The organism is Nocardia sp. NPDC051570 (genome assembly GCF_044454005.1).
Taxonomy (GTDB): domain Bacteria; phylum Actinomycetota; class Actinomycetes; order Mycobacteriales; family Mycobacteriaceae; genus Nocardia.
This window is the reverse complement of record NZ_JBITDI010000005.1, coordinates 390,748-417,197: the sequence shown is the minus strand read 5'-3', so window position 1 is coordinate 417,197 and position 26,450 is coordinate 390,748. Positions and strand designations below refer to the sequence as shown.

21 protein-coding genes are annotated in these 26,450 nt (G+C 68.6%); 13 read left to right on the top strand and 8 right to left on the bottom strand.

The window, feature by feature from the left end; all coding sequences use genetic code 11:
• Window positions 1–17 precede the first annotated feature (17 nt).
• From ACIA76_RS15295 to rraA, 6 genes are read left to right on the top strand one after another with little or no spacing between them, the layout of a single operon-like run.
• The gene (locus ACIA76_RS15295; RefSeq protein ID WP_397152397.1) at window positions 18–602 is read left to right on the top strand and encodes a hypothetical protein; all 585 of its coding nucleotides are present in this window, start codon (window positions 18–20) and stop codon (window positions 600–602) included.
• 37 nt (window positions 603–639) lie between these two features.
• On the top strand, window positions 640–1,290 hold the full coding sequence (locus ACIA76_RS15290) for a YcnI family protein (RefSeq protein ID WP_397152396.1): 651 nt from the start codon (window positions 640–642) through the stop codon (window positions 1,288–1,290).
• Entirely contained in the window at window positions 1,287–1,832 is a 546-nt protein-coding gene (locus ACIA76_RS15285) for a copper resistance protein CopC (protein WP_397152395.1), read from the top strand. Before ACIA76_RS15290 ends, ACIA76_RS15285 begins: the two co-directional genes overlap by 4 nt.
• 32 nt (window positions 1,833–1,864) lie before the next feature.
• Complete coding sequence (locus tag ACIA76_RS15280) at window positions 1,865–2,770, top strand: copper resistance D family protein (protein ID WP_397152584.1); 906 nt, start codon at window positions 1,865–1,867, stop codon at window positions 2,768–2,770.
• Between the two features lie 37 nt (window positions 2,771–2,807).
• Entirely contained in the window at window positions 2,808–3,266 is a 459-nt protein-coding gene (locus ACIA76_RS15275) for an SRPBCC family protein (RefSeq protein WP_397152394.1), read from the top strand.
• 47 nt (window positions 3,267–3,313) lie between these two features.
• Entirely contained in the window at window positions 3,314–3,799 is a 486-nt protein-coding gene (gene rraA / locus ACIA76_RS15270) for a ribonuclease E activity regulator RraA (protein WP_397152393.1), read from the top strand.
• Between the two features lie 10 nt (window positions 3,800–3,809).
• On the opposite strand, the gene ACIA76_RS15265 is transcribed toward rraA, so the two are convergent.
• Complete coding sequence (locus ACIA76_RS15265) at window positions 3,810–4,031, bottom strand: RNA-binding S4 domain-containing protein (RefSeq protein ID WP_397152392.1); 222 nt, start codon at window positions 4,029–4,031, stop codon at window positions 3,810–3,812.
• A gap of 180 nt (window positions 4,032–4,211) precedes the next feature.
• On the opposite strand from ACIA76_RS15265, the gene lysX reads away from it, so the two are divergent.
• A complete protein-coding gene (gene lysX, locus ACIA76_RS15260; RefSeq protein WP_397152391.1) occupies window positions 4,212–7,517 on the top strand; it encodes a bifunctional lysylphosphatidylglycerol synthetase/lysine--tRNA ligase LysX in 3,306 nt (1,101 codons plus the stop codon).
• A 147-nt stretch (window positions 7,518–7,664) separates the two neighbouring features.
• Here lysX and ACIA76_RS15255 read toward each other — a convergent pair whose 3' ends face one another.
• Complete coding sequence (locus tag ACIA76_RS15255) at window positions 7,665–9,158, bottom strand: MFS transporter (protein WP_397152390.1); 1,494 nt, start codon at window positions 9,156–9,158, stop codon at window positions 7,665–7,667.
• A 166-nt stretch (window positions 9,159–9,324) separates the two neighbouring features.
• Here ACIA76_RS15255 and ACIA76_RS15250 point away from each other — a divergent pair, with 166 nt between their 5' ends.
• The 3 genes from ACIA76_RS15250 (at window position 9,325) to ACIA76_RS15240 (ending at window position 10,852) form a co-directional block, all read left to right on the top strand.
• Complete coding sequence (locus ACIA76_RS15250) at window positions 9,325–10,023, top strand: histidine phosphatase family protein (RefSeq protein WP_397152389.1); 699 nt, start codon at window positions 9,325–9,327, stop codon at window positions 10,021–10,023.
• 143 nt (window positions 10,024–10,166) lie between these two features.
• A complete protein-coding gene (locus ACIA76_RS15245; RefSeq protein ID WP_397152388.1) occupies window positions 10,167–10,421 on the top strand; it encodes a hypothetical protein in 255 nt (84 codons plus the stop codon).
• Window positions 10,422–10,576: 155 nt separating this feature from the next.
• Entirely contained in the window at window positions 10,577–10,852 is a 276-nt protein-coding gene (locus ACIA76_RS15240; protein ID WP_397152387.1) for a hypothetical protein, read from the top strand.
• Window positions 10,853–10,930: 78 nt separating this feature from the next.
• Here ACIA76_RS15240 and ACIA76_RS15235 read toward each other — a convergent pair whose 3' ends face one another.
• The 4 genes from ACIA76_RS15235 to aroQ all read right to left on the bottom strand — a co-directional run bounded on the left by ACIA76_RS15235 (window position 10,931) and on the right by aroQ (window position 19,693).
• Entirely contained in the window at window positions 10,931–11,839 is a 909-nt protein-coding gene (locus tag ACIA76_RS15235) for a cutinase family protein (protein WP_397152386.1), read from the bottom strand.
• Window positions 11,840–12,149: 310 nt separating this feature from the next.
• Window positions 12,150–13,619 (bottom strand): glutamate synthase subunit beta, encoded by a 1,470-nt coding sequence (locus ACIA76_RS15230; RefSeq protein WP_397152385.1) that lies wholly within the window; start codon window positions 13,617–13,619, stop codon window positions 12,150–12,152.
• Window positions 13,620–13,738: 119 nt separating this feature from the next.
• Entirely contained in the window at window positions 13,739–18,391 is a 4,653-nt protein-coding gene (gltB, locus tag ACIA76_RS15225; protein ID WP_397152384.1) for a glutamate synthase large subunit, read from the bottom strand.
• Window positions 18,392–19,081: 690 nt separating this feature from the next.
• Window positions 19,082–19,693: a gamma subclass chorismate mutase AroQ gene (gene aroQ, locus ACIA76_RS15220; protein ID WP_397152383.1), complete on the bottom strand. Its 612-nt coding sequence runs from the start codon at window positions 19,691–19,693 to the stop codon at window positions 19,082–19,084.
• Window positions 19,694–19,917: 224 nt separating this feature from the next.
• On the opposite strand from aroQ, the gene ACIA76_RS15215 reads away from it, so the two are divergent.
• Window positions 19,918–21,669 (top strand): DUF4407 domain-containing protein, encoded by a 1,752-nt coding sequence (locus ACIA76_RS15215; protein WP_397152382.1) that lies wholly within the window; start codon window positions 19,918–19,920, stop codon window positions 21,667–21,669.
• A 151-nt stretch (window positions 21,670–21,820) separates the two neighbouring features.
• Window positions 21,821–22,474 carry a PhzF family phenazine biosynthesis protein gene (locus ACIA76_RS15210; protein ID WP_397152381.1) on the top strand — a complete coding sequence of 218 codons (654 nt, stop codon included), beginning with the start codon at window positions 21,821–21,823 and terminating at the stop codon, window positions 22,472–22,474.
• Here ACIA76_RS15210 and ACIA76_RS15205 read toward each other — a convergent pair.
• Together ACIA76_RS15205 and ACIA76_RS15200 are read right to left on the bottom strand one after the other, a co-directional pair.
• On the bottom strand, window positions 22,464–23,693 hold the full coding sequence (locus ACIA76_RS15205; protein ID WP_397152380.1) for a cytochrome P450: 1,230 nt from the start codon (window positions 23,691–23,693) through the stop codon (window positions 22,464–22,466). The two genes, ACIA76_RS15210 and ACIA76_RS15205, sit on opposite strands and share 11 nt — an antisense overlap.
• Window positions 23,694–23,849: 156 nt before the next feature.
• Window positions 23,850–25,424, bottom strand: a complete 1,575-nt coding sequence (locus tag ACIA76_RS15200; protein WP_397152379.1) for an MFS transporter — start codon at window positions 25,422–25,424, stop codon at window positions 23,850–23,852.
• 76 nt (window positions 25,425–25,500) lie between these two features.
• On the opposite strand from ACIA76_RS15200, the gene ACIA76_RS15195 reads away from it, so the two are divergent.
• Window positions 25,501–26,049 carry a TetR/AcrR family transcriptional regulator gene (locus tag ACIA76_RS15195; protein WP_397152378.1) on the top strand — a complete coding sequence of 183 codons (549 nt, stop codon included), beginning with the start codon at window positions 25,501–25,503 and terminating at the stop codon, window positions 26,047–26,049.
• Window positions 26,050–26,450: the final 401 nt, after the last annotated feature.

The window sequence follows — 26,450 nt, the reverse complement described above, 5'->3', positions numbered from 1 at the left end:
TTCCACCGCGCGGTGTGATGCCGCGCCACGAGACGCCCGCCCACCGACGATCGCGCGGTGGGCGCGCGGCCGTACGGGGGTATCTCGTCGGTGCGACGGTCGCGGCCCTGGCCGTGGCCGCGCACGGCATCTCGGGCGGTGGCTATCCGGATTCGACGGGGTTGAGCCTGCTGGTGTCGATCGCGGGCGGAATCGGCGCGCTCGCCGGAATGCTGCCCGCGACCGGGGCGAGGACCGGACGGGTGGCGCTGTTCGCGGCGCTGGCCGGTGGGCAGTGGGCCGGACATGAGGCGCTCGCCGGGCTGGCCGGACATCGGCACGAATCCGCGGGCATGGCAATGTCATTCGCCGCATATCAGCTTCCGGCGGGGGCGATGATCGCGGCACATGCGGTCGCCGCGTTGGCATGCGCCCTGCTCATCGCGGCCGTGGAGCGGCTGTATTCCGTTGTCGCTCGGGCATATCGGGATGCCGTCGACCGCCCGCGCACACTCGTCGCGCTCGGCGGCGCACCCGGCCGGGCCGCCGCACTCCCCTACGTCTACACCCTTCTCCGCAGTGGATTCCTCGGCTCGCGGGCGCCACCGGCGCCGGTCCGATAACGACCACACCCACTCGACAGAGAAGGCGAAACCCCTTATGTCCAGCCCGATTTCGCGCGCCCTTGTGGCCGCGACCGCGACCGCCGGCCTGGCCCTGCTGGCCACCGGCACAGCCGCCGCCCATGTCACCGCCTCATCGCCCGGGGCCACCCAGGGCGGCTACGGCGTCGTCACCTTCAACGTGCCCACCGAATCGGAAACCGCCGCCACCACCAAGCTGACCGTCCAGCTGCCCGGCGTGTCCTCGGCCCGCCCCGAACCCATCCCGGGCTGGTCGGCCAAGGTGGACAAGAATGACAAGAACCAGGTCACGGCCGTCACCTGGGCCGCGGATCCGGGCGCTCCGGGCGTCGGACCGGGGCTGTTCCAGCGCTTCGCGCTCTCGGTCGGCCCGCTGCCCAAACAGGCCACGGTCAGCCTGCCCGCGACCCAGACCTACAGCGACGGCAAGGTGGTGGTCTGGGATCAGGCCACGACTCCGGGCGCCGACGAACCCGAACATCCCGCTCCCACACTGACTCTCGCGGCGAGTAAGGGCGGCGACGAGCACGGCATGGCCGCCACGGCCGAATCCGATGACCACGGCAGCGACGACACCGCGCGCTGGCTCGGTGGCGTCGGCCTGGTCCTGGGCGCGCTCGGCGCGGCGCTGGGACTGGGCAGCCTGATCCGGAGTCGGCGGTCATGACGCGCCGACTACTCGCCGGACTGCTCACCGCGCTGCTGGCCGGTGGCCTCGCCTTCCTGGCGGCGGGTCCGGCGGCGGCGCATTCCACGCCGGTGTCCAGCGAACCGGCCGACGGTTCCTCGATCGAGGCGGGCCCCGCGCGGGTCAGCATCACCTTCAACGAGAATCTGCAGCCCAGCTTCCCGTCGCTGACGGTCGTCGGTCCGGACGGAAACCGCTGGGACAAAGGACAACCCGTGGTCGACGGCCCCGCGGTCAGCGTGCCCGTCGGCGACCTCGGGCCGACCGGTAAGTACACGATCGCCTACCGGGTGACCTCGGCGGACGGCCATCCGGTCAGCGGCACGAGGACCTTCACCCTCACCAAGCCCGGCACCGGCACGCCCGGCCCCAAGGCCAGCGCGTCCAGCGGCTCCGGCGGCGGCGGGGGCGGCTCCGGCGGAGTTCCGGTGTGGGTGTTCATCGTCGGTGCGCTCGTGCTGTTCGTCGGCGGCCTGGCCGTGGCGCTGCTGGGCGGCAAGAAGAACCGCAGACAGTCGTGAACAAGGCGGCGACCGGCGGCAGTTCGACCGCCATGCGGTCCACTCTGCTGCTGGTCGTCCCGGCCGCGGTATTCGGCGCCGCGCTGGCGTTGCTGCTGGCCGCCCCGGATGCGGTGCAGGGGGAGGCTCCCATGCGGGCGCTGGCCGACTGTGCGGGCGCGACCGTGCTCGGATTGGCCGCGCTGCCGCGCCTGCACGAGCGGCTGACGCCGCCGTGGCGGCTGTTGGCCGCGCTCGGGGGGCTGTGGACCGCAATGGAATTCGCGGTCCTGGCCTGTGAGGCAGCGCAAGTGGTCGGGGTGCCGGTGAGCGGACTGGGCGCCGGAGACTTCGGCACCTATCTCATCCGGGTCACCGGCGGTCAGATCGGCATCGCGATTCTGACCGGCACCCTCGTCGTGACCGGTTACTGCGCGCTGGCGTATCGGCGACCCGAACGTGCGGCGGCCGAGCCGGTGCTGGTCTTCGCGGCGGTCGCGGTGGTGCTGCGGCCCATCACCGGGCATATGTCCCAACAGCCGCTCGGTTCGGTACTGGGCGCGGTGCACGCGCTCGCCGCGGCGGGCTGGTTCGGGATGCTGCTGGCGCTGGCGCTGGTGCTGCGGACACGCGGCGAATGGGCGGTGGTGCTGCCGCGGTATTCGTCCTGGGCGTTGCCCGCCGCGGCGACGGTCGCCGTGACCGGGATCTGCAACGGCCTGGTCCGGGTGAAGGGGCTGGCGCCGCTGGTGGATACCGGGTACGGCCGAATCCTGTTGGCCAAGACCGTGCTGATGGCCGCGCTGCTGCTGCTCGGGTGGTGGTGGCGGCGCACCTGGGTCCCCCAGGCGAGCGAGCACCGCCTCGACGCCGAGGCCTCGCTCACGCGGGCGATCGCCGAGGTGGTGGTGATGGCATTGGTGTTCGGCCTGGCCGCGGCGCTGGCCGTGACGGCGTGACCTGCGAGTAGACCGGTCGCCCGTTATTGTGGCCGCCATGACCGAAGTGAAGATCGTGGCGGATTGCGCCGCATCGGCCGAGACCGCGTTCGCCTATGTCAACGACTATCGGAATCTGTCGAAGTTCATCACCGAGGTCGACCGGTTCACTCCCGTCGGCGAGCAGACCGAGGGTGTGGGCGCCACCTTCGACGGCACCATCAAACTCGGCCCGGCCCATCTGGATTCGCGGATCACGGTGGTGCGCTGGGAGGAGCATGCCGCGATCGCGGTGCAGTCCATCAAGGGCTTCGAGATCGAATCGACGTTCCTGTTCCACCCGAAGGACGACCACTCCTGCACCGTCGACGCGATCGTCGACTACCGGGTGCCGGGCGGCCTCGCGGGCAGGTTGCTGGGCAAGACCATCGAGCCGTTCGTGAAGCTCGCGGTCAAGCACTCGACACACAATCTGACCACGCAGATCGCCGCGTACCACCTTGTACGAGAACACTGAGGAACGTCTCAGGAAAAGCTCATTCGGATCATGGCAAGCTAACTGACGTGACCGAATCAGCAAACCTAGTCGCCACGGCCGACCTCGCGGACGAGATCGGCCCCGAGATTCGCAGCTGTGACACCCAGTTCACGCAGTTCGGCGGCCGCGAGACATTCGCCGGCCGGATCGTCACCATCCGCTGCTTCCAGGACAATCTGCTGGTCAAGCAGACACTCGGCGAGCCCGGTCAGGGCCGGGTGCTGGTGGTCGACGGCGACGCCAGCGTGCATACCGCCCTGGTCGGCGACATCATCGCCGGGCGCGGGGTGTCCAACGGCTGGGCGGGCGTGATCGTCAACGGCGCGGTTCGCGATTCGGCGATCCTGCGCACGCTCGACATCGGCCTCAAGGCGCTGGGCACCAACCCGCGTAAGAGCACTCAGACCGGATCCGGCGAGCGCGATATCCCGGTCGAATTCGGCGGTGTCACCTTCGTGCCGGGCGAGATGCTCTACAGCGACTCCGACGGAATCGTCGTCCGCGCCGAATGATGCGATCCGGCTAGCCGGAGGCGACCCTCGCCTTGTGACCTGCCAGGGCGACCACGTCACCGGCGTGCAGCTGACGGCCGCGCCGTAGCTCGACCTCGTCGTTGACACGCACCAATCCGGCGGCGATAACGGTCTTGGCCTCCGCACCGGATTCGATGAGGTTGGCCAGCTTCAAGAACTGACCGAGTCGAATGACATCGTCATCGATCGGCACATCGACTGGATCCGACATGAAGTACATCTTTACTTCCGCCGTCGCGGGCCCTAACGCCGCCCCCGGGACCGGCGTGGCCGCCGCCCGCCGAAAGGATCGAACCTGATGGCGCCGCAACCGAATACCGCCACCACCGCCGACACGGACTCGCCCGACGGCGTGCCGCGTTCCCGGAGCGCCGAGCCGCACACTGGTCGAGTGACGACCACGCAGGACCGGCGCGCGCGGGGCGAGACGCGAGCGTCGGAGGTGCCGCATCGCGGCCACGGGCGACTGACCGACGTACCGCATATCGCCGGGCTGGTGCTGGGCGTGTTCTCGGTCCTGTGCGCGCTGTGGAGCATCTCGCCGGGCCTGCGTTTTCTCACGGCCGTCCCGCGGCGCTATATCGACGCCTACTACTTCGACGCGCCCGATACGAGCCTGGCGACCGCCCTCATGGTGGGCCTGCTCGCGGGCGCGATCGCCACCCGCAAGCGCATCGCCTGGTGGTTGCTGGTCGGATATCTGGCGCTGTACACGCTGGCCAATACGTTCGATGTCGCCGATGAGCACGATCCGAACGCCCTGGTGGCCTTGGTCGCTCACGTGGCGATCATCGGCCTGCTGATCGCGGCGTGGCCGGAGTTCTACACCCAGGTCCGCCGCGGCGCACTGTGGAAGGCGCTGGGCGTGCTCATCGGCGGCCTCGCGGTCGGCTGGTTGCTGGGCTGGGGCCTGATCGAGCTGTTCCCGGGCACCCTGCCGCGCGGCCCGGAGCGGCCGCTGTGGGCGGCGGCGCGGGTGGTGCCGGCGATCCTGTTCGGCGCCGACAACTACGACGGTCATCCACCGCATTTCGTGAATCTGCTGCTCGGCCTGCTCGGCGCGCTGGCGCTACTGCTCGCCGCGGTGGTGCTGTTCCGCTCGCAGCGCGCCTCGAACGCGCTGACCGGACTGGACGAATCCGCGCTGCGCGGACTGCTGGAACGCTCCGATGTCGAGGATTCGCTGGGCTACTTCGCGACCCGCCGCGATAAGGCGGCGGTCTTCGCGCCCAGTGGTAAGGCCGCGGTGACCTATCGCGTGGAACTCGGTGTCTGCCTGGCCTCCGGCGATCCGATCGGCCTGAAGGAGGCCTGGCCGCAGGCCATCGACGCCTGGCTGCGCCTGGCCGACCAATACGGGTGGGCCCCGGCCGTGATGGGCGCGAGCGAACTCGGTGCGACGGCCTATCGGCGCGCCGGGCTGTCGGCGCTGCGGCTGGGCGATGAGGCACTGCTGGACACCCGCACGTTCTCACTCGCCGGTCCGGAGATGAAACAGGTCCGCCAGGCCGCCAACCGGCTGCGCAAACAGGGCATCACCGTGCACGTCCGCCGCCACAGCGAGCTGTCGGAGTGGGAGATGGAGCAGGCGATCCAGCGCGCGGACGCCTGGCGCGATACCGAGACCGAACGCGGTTTCTCGATGGCGCTGGGCCGGCTCGGCGATCCGCTCGACGGCGACTGCCTGCTGGTCGAGGCGATCGAGGGTGAGCGCGTCTGGGGCATGCTGTCGCTGGTGCCGTGGGGGCGCACGGGTGTGTCGCTGGATCTCATGCGGCGAGATCCCAAGGGCCCCAACGGGATCATGGAGTTGATGATCTCGCAGCTGGCGCTCACCTCCGAGCAGTACGGCCTCACCAAGGTCTCGCTCAACTTCGCGGTGTTCCGCTCGGTATTCGAGGAGGGTGGGCGGATCGGCGCCGGCCCGGTACTGCGGCTGTGGCGCAGCCTGCTGATGTTCTTCTCCCGCTGGTGGCAGCTCGAGGCGCTGTACCGATCGAATGTGAAGTATCAGCCCAGGTGGGCGCCGCGGTTCTTCATCTTCGAGGATCGCCGCCAGCTGGTGCGGGTGGCGATCGCCAGCGCGCTGGCCGAGGGATATCTGCCGCGCATCGGCAAGAAGCCGGATGCCCTGGCGCACACCGGCATTCACTCCGCCGTCCCGCCGACGATGACCGGCCTGCACGCCGACGGCAGCCCACCGGAGTTGCCGCCGGAGGAGTTGGAACCGGCCCAGCCGCGCCGCCCCGAACAGGTACGGGTGCGCATGGACACGCTGGCGCGACTCGAGGCCTCGGGCGCGGACGGCTATCCGATCGCCTATCCCCCGACCCATACCGTCGCCGAGGCGCGGCGCTCGCCGAAGGGTACGACCGTCCGAGTGTGCGGGCGGCTGTTGCGGATTCGCGATTACGGCGGGGTGATCTTCGCGGAGCTGCGCGACTGGTCCGGAGATATCCAGCTGCTGATCGACCGCGGCCGGGTCGGCGCCCAGCGGGTCGGTGAATTCGACGAATACTTCGATCTCGGCGATCTGATCGAGGTCAGCGGCCAGATCGGGCACAGCCGCCGCGGCGAGCTGTCGCTGCTCGCGCAGGACTGGCGGATGCTCGGCAAATGCCTGCATCCGCTGCCGGACAAGTGGAAGGGCCTATCCGATCCCGAGGCCCGGGTGCGTCAGCGCTACGTCGATATGGCGATCAACACCGAGACCCGCGAGGTACTGGCCAAGCGCAGCGCGGTGGTGCGCTCGCTGCGGGACACGTTGAACGGCTGGGGTTTTCTCGAGGTCGAGACCCCGGTGCTGCAGCAGGTGCACGGCGGCGCGAACGCCACACCGTTCACCACCCATATCAATGCCTACGATCTGGATCTCTATCTGCGCATCGCGCCCGAGCTGTATCTGAAGCGGCTGTGCGTGGGCGGTATGGAGAAGGTGTTCGAACTGGGCCGGGTGTTCCGCAACGAGGGCGTGGACTACAGCCACAATCCGGAGTTCACGATCCTGGAAGCCTATGAGGCGCACAGCGATTACGAGCGGATGATGCATGCCTGCCGCCAGCTCATCCAGGCGGCCGCGATCGCCGCGAACGGCGCCTGCGTCGCGCTGCGGCCCGATGCGGACGGCGCGGTGACCGCGGTCGACATCTCCGGCGACTGGCCGGTGAAGACGGTGCACGGCGCGATCTCGGAGGCGATCGGCGAAACCGTCTCCCCCGAAACCGATCTCGAACGCCTGCGGGTGCTGTGCGATAAGGCGAATGTGCCGCATCAGCCCGGTTGGGACGCCGGGCAGATCGTCCTCGAGATGTACGAGCATCTGGTCGAGGCCCGCACCGAGGCCCCCACCTTCTACATCGACTTCCCCACCTCGGTCTCCCCCCTCACCCGCGCCCACCGCAGCATCGAGGGCGTCGCGGAACGCTGGGATCTGGTCGCCTGGGGCGTCGAATTGGGCACGGCCTACAGCGAACTCACCAACCCCCTGGAACAGCGCCGCCGCCTCACCGAACAGTCCCTGCTGGCCGCGGGCGGCGATCCGGAGGCCATGGAACTCGACGAGGACTTCCTGCACTCCCTGGAATTCGCCATGCCCCCGACCGGCGGCCTGGGCGTGGGCGTCGACCGCGTGGTCATGCTGATCACGGGGCGCAGCATCCGCGAGACGCTGCCGTTCCCGTTGGTGAAGCCGCGCTGATCCCGGCGAAAAGCACGCCGGGAACAAGGTATTGGGCACGCCGGGAACAAAGTATTGGGCACTGGGAACGGGGGTTGGAGGCACGCACGCCCCTCCCCCAGTCCCTTGTTGTCCCGGCACGCTTTTCGCCGGGACAACAAGGGCACATCACATGATGTGCACGGTCTTGATCTCCCCTTGCAGCCCATCCAATTCCGCATCCGGATCTTCGGCGGGCCGCGAGCGCAGCACCAGGATCGCCACGACCAGCGCCCCGACGACCGAACCCGCACCGACCGCGAAGGCCACGTGGAAGCCGTTGGTCAGCGCGGCGAGTTCGGATACGCCGCCGGCGATATCGTTCTCGGTGCGGCTGCCGGACAGGGTGGCCAGCACCGCGAGGCCGATCGCGCCGCCCACCTGCATCGTGGTGTTGGCCAGGCCCGAGGCCATGCCCGCGTCCCGGGACGAGACGCCCGACATCGCGAGGTTCATCAGGGCCGGGAAGGCCAGGCCCGCACCGGTTCCGAACAGGACCATCACCGGGAAGACGTGCAGCCAGTAGCTCCCGTCGACCGGGGCCTGGGTGAACAGCAGCAGCCCGATCAGGATCAGGGTCAGACCCGGAACCAGCGTCCTGCGCGCGCCGAATCGCATGATCAGCCGCTCGGAGTAGCGCACCGACAGCGTGCCCATCAGGACCGTGATCGGCAGGAACGCCAGCCCGACCCGCATCGGCGTGAACGCCAGCACCTTCTCCATGTACAGCGTGCCCAGGAAGAACATGCCGAACATACCGGCCACGACCAGCACCTGGATCAGATTGGCACCGGAGACGTTGCGCGAGCGGAAGATTCGCAGCGGCATCAGCGGATGTTCGGTCCACGCCTCCCAGCCCACGAACGCGGCCAGCAGCGCCAGCGCCAGCGCGCCCAGCAGCAGGGTGCGCCCCGCGGTCCAGCCGAGTTCCGCGGCGGGCTTCACGATCGTGTAGACGCCCAGCATCAGTGCGGAGGTGATCAATACCGCGCCCAGGACGTCGGTGCCCTCCTTCAGACCCAGACCGCGATCGTTATCCAGCACCCGCAGCGCGCCCACGCCGATCACGATGCCGATCGGGATGTTGATGGCGAAGATCAGATGCCAGTTCACCTCGGTCAGCACGCCGCCGGCCAGCAGCCCGACCGCTCCGCCCGCCGAGGCGACGAAGGCGTACACCCCGATCGCCTTCGCCTGCTCCCGCGGTTCGGGGAACATGGCCACGATCATGCCGAGCACCACCGCGATGGTCATGGCGCCGCCCGCGCCCTGCAGGAACCGCGCCGCGATCAGCATGGCCTGGCTCTGCGCGAGACCGCACAGCGCGGAGGCGACGGTGAATACGATCAGTCCGGCCAGGAACATCCGCCGCCGCCCGATCAGGTCACCGAGGCGGCCGACCAGCAACAGCAGACCGCCGAACGCGATCAGATAGGCGTTCACCACCCACGCCAGGCTGGCCTGGGTGAAGTTCAACTCATGCTCGATGGCGGGCAGGGCGACGTTGACGATGGTGGCGTCGAGGACGATCATCAACGCCCCGCCGCACAACAGATACAGCGCCGCCCATCTGTTCTGCCGCGATGGACCGGCCTCCGCCGGTCTGTGATCCGTACCTTCCACAACACACCTCCGCCGATCGATCGCCCCGAGTCGATGCACGCTAACTGCCGAAAATCCGGCGGGACAACCGAATTTGGGCGCGCTCAGCAATGACGACGTGGCGACCCGGTGGAATTCATCGCCGGTGCGAACAAGGTCACACCGAGCGGTACGGCAGAGTGGAGACGTGCAGTTGGTACTCGTGCGTCACGCCCAGCCGGAACGCGCCCTGGCGACCTCCGGACCCGCCGATCCGGGCCTGACCGAATTCGGCGTGGAACAGGCCGCGCGGGTGCCCGCCACCCTGGCCCGGCTCGAGGTCGGACCGCATCGGATCACGCGGGTGGTGAGCAGTCCGCAGCGCCGCGCCCGCGAGACCGCCGCACCGACCGCCGACAAACTGGGCCTGGCGATCGACGTGCTGGACGGACTCGCCGAATACGATCGCGAACTGCCCGCCTACGTCCCGATCGAGGCCGCGCGCGGCTGGGCGACGGGCGCGGCGCCCACCGATGCCGCCGCGCCGTCGCCGGAGCTGCTCGAGGAGTTCCGCGCCGCCTATCGGCGCATCAAGGCGGGACATCTGCCCGAACAGATCGACGGCCCGGCCTTCGTCGCGCGCGTACTCGCCGCGATCGAGGAGATCGTCTCGACCGCGGGTCCCGACGACACCGTCGTCGTCTTCGCGCACGGCGGGGTGATCAACGTGCTGTTACAGGACGTGCTCGGTCTGGCCCGCCCGCTGACCTTCCCGATCGACTATTGTTCGATCACCCGGATCCTGTACTCCCGCACGGGCGCCCGCACGGCCGCGACCGTGAACGAGAACGGTCACGTCTGGGATCTGCTCCCGCGCAATCTCGCCGCAGGTCAGCGGGCTGACTGATACTCCCAGCCGATTGCCAGCCGCACCGCACCGCCGTCCCAGTGGTGTGACGTTGCATGGAGGGCCGTGAGCCAATGGAGTTCGGCTCACTCCATCGAGTCATCCCGGCCATCGGTATCCGGTCGGGGAGAAAGGCAACTCTCGTGCTCTCCATCAAGAAATCCCCACGTCTGGTCGCGCGCCTCGCCGCAGCGACAGTGCTGGTAACGCTCCCCCTGGTCGCCGTCGCGGCGCCCGCGCTGGCCGATGTCAACGCCCCCAGCGCCACCCAGATCGACTGGTTCCACCATCACCACCATCACCACCACGACATGGGTCCGTGGCAGGGCGGGCCCGGACCGGCCTGGCAGGGTGGGGGCTGGCAGGGTGGCGGGCTGCCGTCGACCGGCTCGTTCTGACGTACTCATCCGGGGCCGCTCCATCTGCGGGGGAGCGGCCCTCGTCGTCCAGGAGATTGCCAGGCGCACCGCACAGCTATCCCAGGCCCGGCCGCTTGTATGGGACCCATGAGGCGCGAACGCGCGGCTCACGAAATCCAGAGAGAGGTATTCCGTTGCGCACCAAATCATTTCGCGCCCGCAAGCTGGCCACCCGGATCGCTGTCGTCGGCGCGCTCGCCGTAGTTCCCCTGTCGGCCCTGGCCGTGCCCGCATTCGCCGCCACGAACGACGCTCCCGCGGTGATCGCCGTCGATCGCGACGATCACGGGCAGGGCGATCACCGCTGGCAGCCCGGCGATCGCGACGATCATCACCACGACTGGGACCACGGCCAGCAGGGCCCCGGCCCCTACTTCCCACCGCAGCTCCCGAGCACCGGCTCCTTCTGATCGGCTCCCCGAAACGCGGTGTGGGCCGCCCCCGTCGGGAGCGGCCCACACTCGAATTCGCCCGTCAGGACGGAACTCTCACGCCATTCCGGCGATCCAGTTGTGCATCCAGGTGATGGCGGTCTGACCGTTGCCGACCGCGTAGCCGCCGTAGGAGGTGTGGGTGCCGGAGCCGTAGAACTGCTCCAACTGCTTGACCCGCTCCTGGTTGGCATCGTCGGACAGCTGGGACTGCAGCATCGGAATGCCGCCGTGCGACATCAGATCGCCGAGGATCGAACCGGCCTCGAGCTGATAGCGCCACAGGTTGGCGGCGGTGGCACCGGAGGCCTGCGCCAGGAAGCCCGCGAATCGGGTGACGTAGTCCTGATCGTCGGTCGAGCAGTACAGATCACCCTCGGCGCAGATGGTGCGCACCCGATCGCTGAGGAAACCGAAGCCGCCGGGCCGCGGCCCGCCCGCACCCGCTCCGCCGACCGCCGGGCCCACCTGCACGTCCAGCGGCGACCGCCGCGGATCGGAGATCAGGCCCACACCGTCGATCCGGTCCGGCGTAACCACTCCCAGGCCGGTGCCGAGCTCGGCGGCGAGATCGCCCGCGGCGTCCGCGCCCTGGCTGTAGCCGACGATCGCGTAGTGGGTGCCGCCGCAGCGGGCCGCCATCGCGCTGATCAGACCGCGCGCGTTATCGATGGCCTGCTTCTTCGACGCGCCGTATACATCGCCCTCCCAGGGGAATGCGGTGGCGGCGTAGTCGACGTAATCGACATCGGCCGACCTCGGCAGACCGCGCGTGACCCCGGCGAGCATGCCCGGACCGTGCATATCCTCGGGGCGATGGTCACCGGTCTCCCACGTTCCGGGGATGGCCACCACATACAGACTCGGGCAGCCGGGATCCGCAGTGGCGGTACCGGTTCCGAGCGCCATGCCGGACAGCACCACCGCCGCTGCCCCTGCAGCCGCGACCAACTTCTTCAACCGCATACTGCTCCAGTCCAAGCCTGCCCCGGTACCAGGGCATCCCGATACTTCTGCTGACATGGTGAAGTCGCCGTCTTGCGGGCCGGTTAACCCGCGGCGTACCGCGGGTGTCACTCGTCGTGCCGAGCGCATACCGCACCGATTCGGCGCCACACCGCTGCTCAGGATAAAGGGCCCTTGCGCCAGTTGCTATTCGACGCTTCGAAGACGTCCGATTTCCGTCATTTCGCGGTGGTGCGGGCGAGGCCCGAAGGCAACAGAAAGGGCGCTCGCGAATATCGGTTCGCGAGCGCCCTTTCCGGGGAGCGAAGGATCAGCGCTGAGCGACCGCGGTCGGCACGATCGGCGCCGGAAGGGCGGTATCGCCCTCCAGATGCCGGTCGGCCGCCGCGGCCGCGGCACGGCCCTCGGCGATGGCCCAGACGATCAGCGACTGGCCGCGGCCCATATCGCCGGCGACGAAGACGCCGGGCACGGTGGTCTGCCAGTCGTTGTCACGCTTGACGTTTCCGCGCTGGTCGTAGCCGACGCCGAGCTCCTCGAGCAGGCCCTGCTTCTGCGGGCCGGTGAAACCCATCGCGAGCAGGACCAGATCGGCCTCGAGGGTGAAATCGGTGCCCTCGACCTTCTCGAAGCGGCCGTTGGTCATTCGCACCTCATGCGCCTGCAGCGCGGTGACCCGGCCGTCCGCGCCGACGAAGCGTTCGGTGTTGACCGAGAACACCCGCTCGCCACCCTCCTCATGCGCCGAGGACACCCGGTACATCAGCGGATAGGTCGGCCACGGGGTCACCTCGGCCCGCTCCTCCGGCGGGCGCGGCATGATCTCGAACTGGTGCACACTCTCCGCGCCCTGGCGGTGCGCCGTGCCGAGACAGTCGGCGCCGGTGTCACCGCCACCGATGATGACGACCTTCTTGCCGCGCGCGTTGATCGGCGGCAGGCCCTCGTCATCGGTGATGGCATCGCCGAGCTGCACGCGGTTGGACAGCGGCAGATACTCCATCGCCTGATGCACACCGGCCAGCTCCCGGCCGGGCACCGGCAGATCGCGGGCGATGGTGGCGCCACCGGCGAGCACGACCGCGTCGAATCGCTCGCGCAGCTGCGCGGCGGTGATGTCGACGCCCACGTTCACACCGGTCTTGAAGATGGTGCCCTCGGCCTCCATCTGCGCCATCCGGCGGTCGATGAAGCGCTTCTCCATCTTGAATTCCGGAATGCCGTAGCGCAGCAGGCCGCCGATGCGGTCGTCGCGCTCGAACACCGTGACCGTATGGCCCGCCCGGGTGAGCTGCTGGGCCGCGGCCAGACCGGCCGGACCCGAACCCACCACGGCGACCTTCTTACCGGTCAGCCGGGTCGGGTAGATCGGAGTCACCCAGCCCTCGTCGAAGGCATTCTCGATGAGCTCGACCTCGACCTGCTTGATGGTCACCGGATCCTGATTGATGCCGAGCACGCAGGACGCCTCGCACGGCGCGGGGCACAGCCGCCCGGTGAACTCCGGGAAGTTGTTGGTGGCGTGCAGTCGCTCGATGCCCTCGCGCCACGCACCCTTGTACACCAGGTCGTTCCACTCGGGAATCAGATTCCCCAGCGGACATCCGTTGTGGCAGAACGGAATACCGCAGTCCATGCAGCGGCTGGCCTGCTTCTGCAGGGTGTCGTGTTCGAAACCCTGCTCGTAGACCTCTTTCCAGTCCATCAGGCGCAGCGGAACCGGCCGGCGCTGCGGTAGCTCCCGGTTCGTGTGCTTCAGAAATCCTTGTGCGTCACCCATTGTCGGCTCCCGCCTCACGCGCCGGCTCGGCGCACCCATCAAGTCCGGTGCGGGTCATGTCAGCCACGGGCGGCTTTGAATGGTTACAGCGCTTGTTCCCCGTCGCCGATCCTGCATGCTCAGCCACGGGCTGCCTCCATGATTGCTTTCTCCACGTCCCGTCCGGCCTTCTCCGCCTCGGAGATGGCCAGCAGAACCTTCTTGTAATCGCGCGGCATGACCTTCACGAAGTGGTTCACCTGCTGCGACCAATCGCTCAGGATGCGTTCGGCCACGGCCGAACCCGTCTCGTCGCGGTGCTGGGACACGATGCCGCGCAGCCAGGTGAAATCGTCACCGGACAGCGGCTCGATCGCATCGGCCTGCTCGCTCGAGAGGTTGGCCTCGAAGGTGTCGTTCGGGTTGTACACATAGGCGACACCGCCGGACATGCCCGCGCCGAAGTTGCGCCCGGTCTCGCCGAGGATCACCACGCGGCCGCCGGTCATGTACTCACAGCCGTGATCGCCCACGCCCTCGACCACCGCGACCGCACCCGAATTACGCACGCCGAAGCGCTCGCCGACCACGCCGCGGATGAAGGCCTGGCCGTTGGTGGCGCCGAACAGGATCACGTTGCCCGCGATGATGTTCTCCTCCGCCGCGAACGCCGCCGGGGCGTTCAGCGACGGGCGCACGATCAGGCGACCGCCCGAAAGACCCTTGCCCACATAGTCGTTGGCGTCACCGAACACGCGCAGCGTGATACCCGCCGGGACGAACGCGCCGAAGCTGTTACCCGCCGAACCGGTGAAGGTGATGTCGATCGTGTCGTCGGGCAGGCCCGCGCCGCCGTAGAGCTTGGTCACCTCGTGGCCGAGCATGGTGCCGACGGTCCGGTTCACGTTCGTGATCTTGGTATCGAGCTTGACCGGCTTACCGCGCTCGAGCGCATCGGCGGCCTGGGCGATGAGCTGATTGTCCAGCGCCTTGTCCAGGCCGTGGTCCTGGCTCTTGGTGCAGCGGCGGTCCTGGTACATGAACGCCGTCTCGGCATCGGCCAGGATCGGCGACAGGTCCAGCTTGCTGGCCTTCCAATGCTCATTGGCCTTGGTGGTGTCGAGCAGATCCACCCGGCCGATCGCCTCGTCGAGCGTGCGCAGGCCGAGTGAGGCCAGCAGCTCACGCACCTCCTCGGCGATGAACAGCATGAAGTTCTCGACGAACTCCGGCTTACCCGTGAAGCGTTCGCGCAGGACGGGATTCTGCGTCGCGACGCCGACGGGGCAGGTGTCGAGATGGCAGACACGCATCATGATGCAGCCCGAGACCACCAGCGGCGCGGTCGCGAAGCCGAACTCCTCGGCGCCGAGCAGTGCGGCGATCATGACATCGCGGCCGGTCTTCATCTGACCGTCGACCTGCACCACGATCCGGTCGCGCAGACCGTTGAGCAGCAGCGTCTGCTGGGTCTCGGCCAGGCCGAGCTCCCAGGGACCGCCCGCATGCTTGAGCGAGGTCAGCGGCGAGGCGCCGGTGCCGCCGTCGTGACCGGAGATCAGCACGACATCGGCGTGCGCCTTGGACACGCCCGCAGCGACCGTGCCGACGCCCGGCTCCGCGACCAGCTTCACATGGATCCGCGCCTGCGGATTCGCGTTCTTCAGGTCGTGGATCAGCTGCGCCAGATCCTCGATCGAGTAGATGTCGTGATGCGGCGGCGGCGAGATCAGGCCGACGCCCGGTGTCGAATGCCGCACCTCGGCCACCCACGGATAGACCTTGTGCGCCGGAAGCTGGCCACCCTCACCGGGTTTCGCACCCTGGGCCATCTTGATCTGGATATCGGTGCAGTTGGTCAGGTAGTGCGCGGTCACGCCGAAGCGGCCCGAGGCCACCTGCTTGATCGCGCTGCGCCGCCAGTCGCCGTTCTCCTCGACCTCGAAGCGGGCCGGATGTTCGCCGCCCTCACCGGAATTCGAGCGGCCACCGAGGCGGTTCATGGCGATGGCGAGGGTCTCGTGCGCCTCGGCGGAGATGGAGCCGTAGCTCATCGCGCCGGTGGAGAAGCGCTTCACGATCGCCGCGGCGGATTCGACCTCATCGATCGGAATCGGATTGCGGCCCTCGGCCTTGAACTTGAACAGACCGCGCAGCGAGGCCAGCCGCTCGGACTGGTCGTCGACGAGCCGGGTGTACTCCTTGAAGACCTTGTACTGGCCGGTGCGGGTGGCGTGCTGCAGCTTGAACACCGTATCCGGGTTGAACAGGTGGTACTCGCCCTCACGCCGCCACTGGTACTCACCGCCCACCTCGAGCTCGCGGTGCGCGCGCTCATTGTGGTTCTCCAGGAAGGCGATTCGATGCCGCGCGGCGACCTCGCCGGCGATCTCGTCGAGGCCGATGCCGTCCAGCGGCGAGGTCATGCCGACGAAGTACTTGTCGCACAGCTCCTGCGACAGACCCACGACCTGGAACAGCTGCGCGCCGCGGTAGGAGGCGATGGTGGAGATGCCCATCTTGGACATCACCTTCAGCACGCCCTTACCGGCCGCCTTGTTGTAGTTCGCGACCGCCTTGCGGTAGTCCGCCGCGAGATCGCCGGTGCTGCCGGGCATCCGGAGCGCGCCGCGCTCGATCATGTCCTCGATCGACTCGAAGGCCATGTACGGATTGATCGCGGCCGCGCCGAAGCCGACCAGCAGGGCCATGTGATGCACCTCGCGGGCGTCACCGGCCTCCACGACCAGGCCGACCTTGGTGCGAGTGCGCTCGCGCACCAGATGGTGATGCACCGAGGAGGTCAGCAGCAGCGACGGAATCGGGGCCAGCTTCTCGTTCGACTCGCGGTCGGACAGGATGATGATCCGCGCGCCGCCGTCGATGGCCGCCGAGATCTGGTCGTTGATCGCGTCGAGGGCCTTACGAAGTCCCTTGCCGCCCTTCTTGACCGGATACAGGCCGTGCACGACCACCGAGCGCAGCTCCGGATGCGAGCCGTCGTCGTTGATATGCACGAGCTTGGACAGCTCGTCGTTGTCCACGATCGGCTGGGTCAGCGTGATCTGTCGGCACGACTCCGGGGTCGGATGCAGCAGATCGGCCTCGGGGCCGATCATGCTGCGCAGGCTGGTGACGACCTCCTCGCGGATCGCATCCAGCGGCGGGTTGGTGACCTGCGCGAAGAGCTGGGAGAAGTAGTCGAACAGCAGCCGCGGGCGCGCCGAGAGCACCGCGATCGGGGTGTCGGTGCCCATCGAGCCCAGTGCCTCGCCGCCGGTGGTGGCCATCGGCGTGACGAGCAGGCTCAGCTCCTCGGTGGTGTATCCGAAGATCTGCTGCCGGATCTTCACCCGGTCGTGGACCATATGCACATGCGGGCGGTCGGGCAGATCGCCCAGCTTGGTCGGGCCGTTGTCGAGCCACTCCTGATACGGGAACTCCGACGCGAGCTGCGATTTGATCTCGTCGTCGCGGATGATCCGGCCCTGCGAGGTGTCGACCAGGAACATGCGACCGGGCTGCAACCGGGCCTTGCGCACGACCTTCGCCGGATCGATATCGAGCACGCCGACCTCCGACGCCATCACGACCAGGCCGTCGTCGGTGACCCAGACCCGCGAGGGGCGCAGGCCGTTGCGGTCGAGCAGCGCGCCGACGACCGTGCCGTCGGTGAAGCACACCGAGGCCGGGCCGTCCCACGGCTCCATCAGGAAGGAGTGGTAGCGGTAGAACGCGCGCTGCGCCGGATCCAGCGACTCGTGCCGCTCCCAGGCCTCCGGAATCATCATCAGCACGGCGTGTGCCACGCTGCGCCCGCCCAGATGCAGCAGTTCGAGCACCTCGTCGAAGCGCGCGGTATCCGAGGCGCCCGGGGTGCAGACCGGGAAGATCTTCTCCAGCCGGTTGTTGCCCTCGTGGTCGATGCCGAACACATCGGAGTTCAGCAGCGCCTCGCGGGCACGCATCCAGTTCTCGTTACCGGTGACGGTGTTGATCTCACCGTTGTGCGCGACGCGGCGGAACGGATGGGCCAGCGGCCAGGACGGGAAGGTGTTGGTGGAGAAGCGCGAATGCACGATGCCCAGCGCCGACTCGACCCGATCGTCCTGCAGATCCAGGTAGAACGCCCGCAGCTGCGGCGTGGTGAACATGCCCTTGTAGACGAAGGTCTGGCCCGACAGGCTCGGGAAGTAGACGGTCTCCTTGCCGACCGGACCCTCACCCGCACCGAGCTTGCCCAGCTCATGCTCCACGCGCTTGCGCACGACGTAGGCGCGACGCTCGAGGTCCATCCCGATCAGCTGCTCGGCCGAATCCTTCGGCGAGGCCAGGAAGATCTGCCGGAAGGTCGGCATGGCATCGCGCGCGAGCGCGCCCAGCGAGGATTCGTCGATCGGCACCTCGCGCCAGCCGAGCACCTCGAGGTTCTCCTCGCGGACGATCTTCTCGACGTGATAGGAGGCGCGCGCGGCCTCGCGGCGGGCCTGCGGCAGGAAGGCGATACCGGTGGCGTAGGAGCCTTCGGCCGGCAACTCGAAATCGACGACCGCCCGGAAGAACCGGTCCGGAATCTGGATCAGAATGCCCGCGCCGTCACCCGAATTGGGTTCGGCGCCGGCAGCGCCTCGATGCTCCAGATTCAGCAGCGCCGTAATAGCCTTGTCGACGATGTCGCGGCTGCGACGGCCGTGCATGTCGACGACGAATGCGACGCCGCAGGCGTCGTGCTCGTTCGCCGGGTCGTAGAGCCCGATCGGTCCAGGGGACCTGTGGCCAGGAAGTTGCGTCATGCCTCTGCCTTCAAAAGAATCAGGCCTTCGATGAATGGGGCCTTCGTCGAACGCCTGCGTCTAGACTGCGTCCGGACGTTCGGAGACCAGCCGCGCTGATGGTCATCCCGTGCAGTCAACTCTCCAGTTGTCCACCCGCTTTGGATGTCTTCGTCGGGTGCTCGGCGGTAGCGGAACTTACAGGTTCCTTACGCGCCGCGCCGGTGTCGCCCGCTAGGCTGTACGCCAACCGGCTCGTGGCCGAATCGGGCGGTGTAGCCGGGCATTTCGTACCCGGCATCAAGAGCAAACGATAAGTCAGGACCTGAGCCCAACCAACTTAGGTTGTGCTAAATATGGCATCTACCTGGGCGTCTTCATCGGTCCTCCGCTACCTGCGCGTTGTCCAGTGTAAAGCAGGCATCCCGGATCTCCGCGTCGCATTCGCCACGGGAACCGATGGCCACGCGAGCTCGCCCCCGGAACCGGGCCGATAGTTCCGGGAAGCTCTCCCACCTGCATCGCAGCAGTATTCCCCCGGTGAGTCACGGACAAACCGGATTGTAAGGCGGCTAACTTCCCGGACACCTGGGCGAGACATTTCGGATACCTGGACGACGAGCCTCGCCAATGTTCCGACCGTACGGCCTGCTTTACCGAATCGGCCTCCAGCACAATTCCAGCAAACCCATGGCTGTGCGATATGTCACATTAGTCCGGGCTACACAGCGCGGCGCTCGCCCGGACCAGCGCGGCCTGATGCAGGGCATCGGCACTCCCGGACGTCAATGACGGAAAGACACTGGTCGCGAGGCGTTCGGCACATCCCGGTCCGGACAGTTCGGCCCGATGCGCCGCCAATTGCGCGACGATCTCGCCGTTCACCCGATCGATGACGGGCCGGACCGCAGCTAGATTCGGCGCGGTCGTGGGCGCGGCGGCCGGATCGAAGCGCCAGCGCGCGAGCAGGCCGCGCTGGACCATCTTGTTGGCCTCGATCTGCCCGAAGAACACCTGCCGCACCCAGTCCTCCGGCACGCCGAGCTCGGCACCGGCCCGGGCCATCGCGTCGTAGACCACGGCCTCGCGGGCCGGATCGTCGATCACCGGCTCGGTGCCGCTCGCGGCGGCGCTCACCCATTTGGCGGCCGCGACCGTATCGCCGGTCCGCAGTCGCGTCAGGGCCAGTTCGACCACCCGATCCAGCGGCCGCTCGGCCATCGGATCGGCATGGGCCACCGGGTCACGGGTCATGGGCAGCGCCTCAACGGAGATCACTCCGAAGGCCACCGCGGCCGCCAATACCAGCGCACGCACGCGCATCCGCGAATCTCCTGTCCTCGCGCCTCGCAGACCGGCCGATCCGTTGCGCCCGGAAAGCCTTCACCTCATGAGAATAGGGAACCGCTATCGCTCCCGCGCGCCGATGATCTCGACGATGTGAGCCTGACCACAACACCGCCGCCACAGTCGGTGGAATCCGGGCCCGCCTGTCACGCTGGGACCGGCTTGCGAAAACGACTGGGACGTAGAGGATGTGAATCCCCATGACCTTGGGCGGCCCCTCATCTTCCTTGCTCACCTGGCTCGGCGGCGCCGGGCCGGAGGTCGACGACCCGCACGAACGGGCCGGATATGCCGTCAGCGGCGCGACGGTGCTGTTGTTCGCCGTGATCTCCGGCATCGTGGTGGCGCTCGCGGGCGCGGCCGCGCACTGGCCGTTCGCGGTGATCCTCGTGGTGGCGCTGCTCGCCGTGCTGATCTTCGGCGCGATGTCGCGGGCGCTGGTGACGGCGTCGCTGTCGGGCCGGATGCTCTCGGCCATGCGGCGGCGCGGCGATCTGCTCGGCCGCATGACCGTCGCGGCGCTGGCCGGTGTGCTGATCGCCGAGCTCGCGAGCACGGTGCTGCTCGGCGGCACGGTGAATCGACAGCTGGACGAAAGGGCAAGGCTCGACGGCGAATCCGCACCGGCCGTGGTCGCCGCCCGCACCCGGCTCGACCAGACCCGCGCCGATCGCGCCGGGCTGGATCAGGCGATCGCCAAGGCACAGGGCGATATCGATCAGACCCTGGTGATCGCGCGCTGCGAATACAATCCGACGCCGCAATGCCCACAGACCAAGATCACCGGAGTGCCCGGCCGCGGCCCGGAGACCCAGACCGATAACGCCCTGCTCGACGACGCACGGGGTCGACTCACGGCGGCGCAGAACCAGATCGGGCCCCTCGACACCCGGATCTCCGATCAGCAGCAGGCCCTCGACCAGGCCCGCGCGGCCGCCTTCCACACCGGCGACCGCGGTCTGGGCGCGCGCTGGCAGGCCATGCAGGAGTACACGATCGGCCACGGCGGCGCGCTGCTGCTGCGGCTGGCGACCCTCGTGATCGGCGTGCTGCTGGCCCTGCTGCCGCAGCTGCTGCGGTGGTGGCGCGGGGAGACCTCGTTCGATCGCCGCATGGCCGCCCGCACGGTCACCGAACGCGCCGAACAGGCGGCCGCCGCCGCGGTCGCCGTCCAGCGCGCCGAGGCGTACGCCGAGACCGAAAGGCTGCGTGCCGAACAGGAATTGGCCTCGGCCCGCCTGGCCGCACATGCCGACACCGCCATCGATCGCGAGCGCCAGCGCAAGCGGATCGTCGCCGCCATCGGCAACCTCCAGATCGGCGTCACCGAACCGCAGCGTCGCGCGGTGGCCGAATTCGAGGCGCTCGCACAACTTCCGGCCGGCGCTCCGGCCGAGGACCGAAAGGACAACTCCGTGGCACAGGAGGGGAACCTCAACCAGCCCGCTCTACCCGCGCGGCTCGACGCCGCCGCGCTGGTTCCCGCGCGCACCGGGACTCCGGTCGCGAAACAGGGTGGTGGCCTGGAACTTCCGGTGATCGGCACGGTGCCCTTCACCGATACCGCCGCGCGCTGGATCCGGCCGCTGGTGCCGTCCTTCGTCGCCAATGCGATCGATACCGCGACACATCCGCTGCGCACGGTGCGCCAGGCCTTCGAGGAGGCCGAGGAGATCACCTTCACCCTGCGCCGCACCCGTAAGGTCACGGTGAATTCGGAGGATTCCGGGCAGCCGTACGCGCAGCCCGGATATGCCGAGCAGATCGCCGCGCAGGTGGTCGATGCGGCGTACCACGATCCGCGCTATTCGGCGCTGCCGCCGAGTCAGGCCGGATCCGGTTATGGTCTGCCGGGCGGCGACCGGCGCGATGCCGTGCCGGGTCGGTCGGGCACTCCGGAATTGGACTCTCGCGGTCGCCGCGAACTTCCGCCCGGCGCGCGGTCGGAGTAATCCACGCCACAGTCGAAACGGGTTGGCCACCACGATGTTTCACGTAGAACATCGAAAACAGCCTGGTGCCAGCCCTTTCCAAAGCAAATCGGGCACGATACCGATCGGCCCGGATTCGGCGACTCATAGCCGATTGCGCTTGACTGAGCGGGTGATCGAACATGAAGTGGTCCGCGTCTTCTGCGACCCCGACGGGGGATTCGGCAATGAGCTCGGCATCGTCCGCGCGGGGGTGGACACCGACGAGCGGCGGCTGACGATCGCCCGCACTGTGGGTTTCAGCGAAACCGTCTTCGTCGACGATGTCAGGCGCGGGACGATCGACATCTGGACACCGTCGACCCGGCTGCCCTGGGCGGGCCATCCCTGCGTCGGAACCGCATGGCTGCTCGGCGCGGCGACGCTGATGACCCGCGCGGGCCGGGTCGAAGCGCGTCGCGACGGCGAACTCACCTGGATTGCCGCCCAAGCGGATTGGGTCCCGCCGAGAACCCTCCGGCAGCACGACTCGGCCGCGGAGGTGGACGATCTGACCGTGCCGCCCCCGGGTGAATGGATCTACGCCTGGGCCTGGCAGGACGAGCCCTCGGGCCGGATCCGCGCCCGCGCCTTCCCCGGCCGCGGCGACGGCATCGATGAGGACGAGGCCACCGGCGCTGCCGCACTGCTGCTCACCGCGAGACTCGGCCGGGCCCTGGAGATCACGCAGGGGCGAGGCTCGGTGATCCACACTCGGTCGCTGCCGGACGGCCGCATCGAGATCGGCGGTCGGGTGCGGAGCGCGAACATCCGGCCTATGCGGTGACCGACAGCGCCCGCACCCCTCGAATCGTGAACTCCGGACGTCGCGTCGGTTCCGCGGCAAGTTCCAGCGACGGCAGCTGCCGGACCAGTTCCGTCAGCGCCGCGGCCACCTCGACTCGCGCCAAGGGCGATCCGAGGCAGTAGTGGATTCCGGCGCCGAAGCCGAGATGCGGATTGGGTGAGCGGGCGATGTCGAGCCGGTCCGGATCGGTGAACACCCGCGGATCACGGGCCGCGGCGCCCAGCAGGGCGGCGATCTTGTCGCCGGGCGCGAGGTGGTGTCCGGCGATCACGACCTCGGCGGTCGCGGTGCGCTCGAACATCTGCAACGGCGCGTCGTAGCGGATCAATTCGTCCGCCGCGGTGACGGCGAGGCCCGGATCGTCGACGAGCCGCTGCCACTGGTCCCGGTGGCGCATCAGGGCCAGGACACCGTTGCCGATGGTGTGCACGGTCGCCTCGTGACCCGCCATCAGCAGCAGCACCGCGGTCGCGACCAGCTCGTCGTCGGACAGGGGTCCGCCCGCATCGGTGACCGCGATCAGATCGCTCAGCAGGCCCGGCTCCGGCTGGGTGCGGCGCCGGGCCACCAGATCGCGCAGATAGGCGACGAATTCCGCTGCGGCGCTTTCGGCTTCATCGCGTCGATGCTCCGCCAGGCCGGGTTCGTACATCTTCACGATCGTGTTCGACCACGGCTGCAACAGGCCATGATCGGGTTCCGGGACGTCGAGCAGATCGGCGATCACCTGTACCGGCAGCGGGGCCGCGACATGGTCGAGCAGATCGGCACTGCCGGTGTCGGCGATGGCGGCGCGCAGTCGGGTGACCAGGGTCGCGGCCCGCTGATGGACCGCGGGCCGCAGCCGATCGACATGACCGCGCCCGAACGCGGCCGAGACCAGACTCCGCAACCGCGTATGCGTCGGCGGCTCGCTTTCCAGCATCGAATGCCGGTGCAGCAGATTGAATGCGGGAAATCGGTCGGCCGGTCGCGCATCCGACCAGATCCGTCCGAGTGCGCGATCACGCAATACCTGTGCCGCGGCCGCATGCGAGACCGCGATCGCCATACCGAGACCCGGATGCGGATGCACCTCACCGCGCTCGCGCAGCCGCGCGAAGGTCGGATAGGGATCGGCGAGAAAGTCCGGATCGGCCGGATCGAAGGGCAGCCCGTTCCCGCTGGATGGCTGCGACGGCGTCGAGACAGCGCTCATACGCGTCCACTGTAAGTCGACGCGGACGGACCCGCGATCCGACTCACGCCCGCGCTGTCATCGCATCCACATCGGGACCGCAGTGCGGATCACCACCCGCCGGTGCTGCCGTGCGCCGGTAACGGTACGCACGGCAGCACCGGGTTCGGGGACCTGTCAGTGGTCCGCCCCGACCCGCGGGTGGTCCGAATTCCGTTCGGCGGATTCGTCATTCACCCGGACCGGTGCGGTACTCGCGCGGGCGGCGTAGCAGCCGACCGACAGCAGGATCAGGGCCGTGGCGATCGCGGCGACGTGGAGGCCGGAGACGAAGGCCGTATGCGCGGAGTCCAGCAGCGCCGCGCCCACGTGCTCGGGCAGCTGCCGCGCGGTTTCCACCGCGCCGCCGAGGGATTCGCGCGCCGGTGCCAACCGGTCCTGCGGCACCGACGAGACGTCCAGGCCGTGGCGGAACACCGCCATGACCACGCTGCCGAGAATCGCGACGCCGAGCGCCACACCCGCCTCATAGGCGGTCTCGGAGACCGCGGCCGCCGCACCGGCACGCTCGGCCGGCGCGGACCCGACCACCATGTCCGACGAAATCGTCAGCGCCACACCGACACCCGTCCCGACCAACAGGAAGCCCGCGACGAACGGCCATACGCCACCGGCCGGATCGGCGCTCAACAACGCGAACAGCGAGGCGCCGATCGCCGCCACCACCAGCGCGGCCCCGAGCACCAGACCCGGCCGCCACATCCGCACCAGCCATGCCGAGGCCAGCGCCGCGACCATGCTCGCCAGCATGCCCGGCAGCAGGAGCAGCCCGGCGTCCAGCGGCGAACGACCCAGCACCAGCTGCAGATACTGCGAACCGAAGAACAGCACACCGGCCAGCGCGAACACCGACAGCAGATTGGTCAGCACGGCCGTGCGGAACCGTGGCAGCGCGAACAACCGCAGATCCAGCATCGGATCGGCCAGCGCCCGCTGCCGCCGCACGAACAGCACACCGGCGACCACGCCGAGCGCGGCGATGCCGATCATCGCGAGATCGATACCGTGCGCGGCGATCTCCTTGATCGCGTACACGACCGGCACCAGCGCGAGCATCGACAGTCCGGCGCTGATCAGATCGAATCGGCCCGGATTCGGATCGCGCGACTCCGGCACCAGGATCGGGCCCAGCGCGACGAGCGCCAGCATCACCGGCAGATTGATCAGAAAGACCGAACCCCACCAGAAGTGCTCGAGCAGCCAGCCGCCGAGCAGCGGACCCAGGGCCGCACCGCCACCGGCCATCGCGCTCCACACCGCGATCGCGATCGTGCGCTGGCGCGGATCGGTGAACATGGCCCGGATCAGGCCCAGCGTCGCGGGCATCAGGGTGGCGCCCGCGATGCCCTGCAATACGCGCGCGGCGATCAACATCTCGGGCGTGACCGACCAGGCCGCGACCGCCGAGGCCAGGCCGAAGCCGACCGCGCCGATCAACAGCAATCGGCGGCGACCGATCCGATCACCCAGCGCGCCCATGGTCACCAGCAGACCGGCGAGCACGAACGAGTAGACGTCGATGATCCACAGCAGCTGCGGTGTGGTCGGGGCGAGGTGTGCGCTGATGGCGGGAACCGCGATATCCAGCACGGTCGCGTCCACGGAGATGAGCAGCAGCGCGAGCACCAGCACGCCGAGCCCACCCCAATCCCGAGCGGTGGCCCGGCGCGAGGTGGTGATGGCGGTGTTCATGGTTCTCTCGACTTCCGTCCGTCTTCTTACCGTCCAGACGGTACAGTAACAGACTTACCGTCCGGACGGTACAGTGATGCCCGTGACAACGACCCGCGACCGGATCCTCGACGCCCTCGAGACACTGCTGGTGGACAAGGGCATGTCCCAGGTCACCCTGGAAAACGTCGCCGCCACCGCCGGCGTCTCCAAGGGCGGCCTGCTCTACCACTTCAAATCCAAGGACGCCCTGCTGGCCGGCCTGGTCCGCCGCCTGGGCGAACGCGCCACCGACCAACTGGCCCAGGCCACCGCCCAGGGCCGCTCGGTAGCCGAGTGGTACCTGCAAACCCCCAACCCCCACAACGACTCCGACGCCCTGGAGCTGGCCCTCTACCGCTCGATGGTCGCCGCCATGCGCACACTCGAGGCCCCCCACGCCCCCGCCGACGACGAGCTCCAACGAGCACTCACCGACGTCATGAACTCCTGGAAGGACGGCCTCGACGCCGAGGTCCCCGACCCCGTCCAAGCCGAACTGATCCGCCTGGCAGGCGACGGCATCTACCTCCGCACCCTCCTGGGCCTCCCCCCACTGGACCCCGACCTCCACCGAGCAGTGATCACCCGCCTCCTCAACCGCTGAACCAACGCCGAACACCCACAACCGCAACGAGGCTCACCTACGAGGTCTGCGGCGCGACTCGCCGTTTCGGGACCGCTGCGTACGCAACAAACCCCACTCGACCCCACCCTCCACTGAGCAGTAATCACCCGCCTCTCCAACCGCCGAACACCCGCGACCACGACGAGATCCACCTGCAAGGCCTGCGGCGCGGCTCGTCGTTCGGGCGCCGCTACGCACGCGACGAACCCCACCCTCCACCGAGCGGTAATCAACCGCTGAACGGACGCCGAACACCCGCGACCACGACAAAGTTCACCTGCGAGGTTTGCGGCGCGGGGGGGGGGGGGGGGGGGGGGGGGGGGGGGTGAGAAGTAACACGGAAACGGCCCTAGGACACACCACCCCCGCCAGCCCCCCCA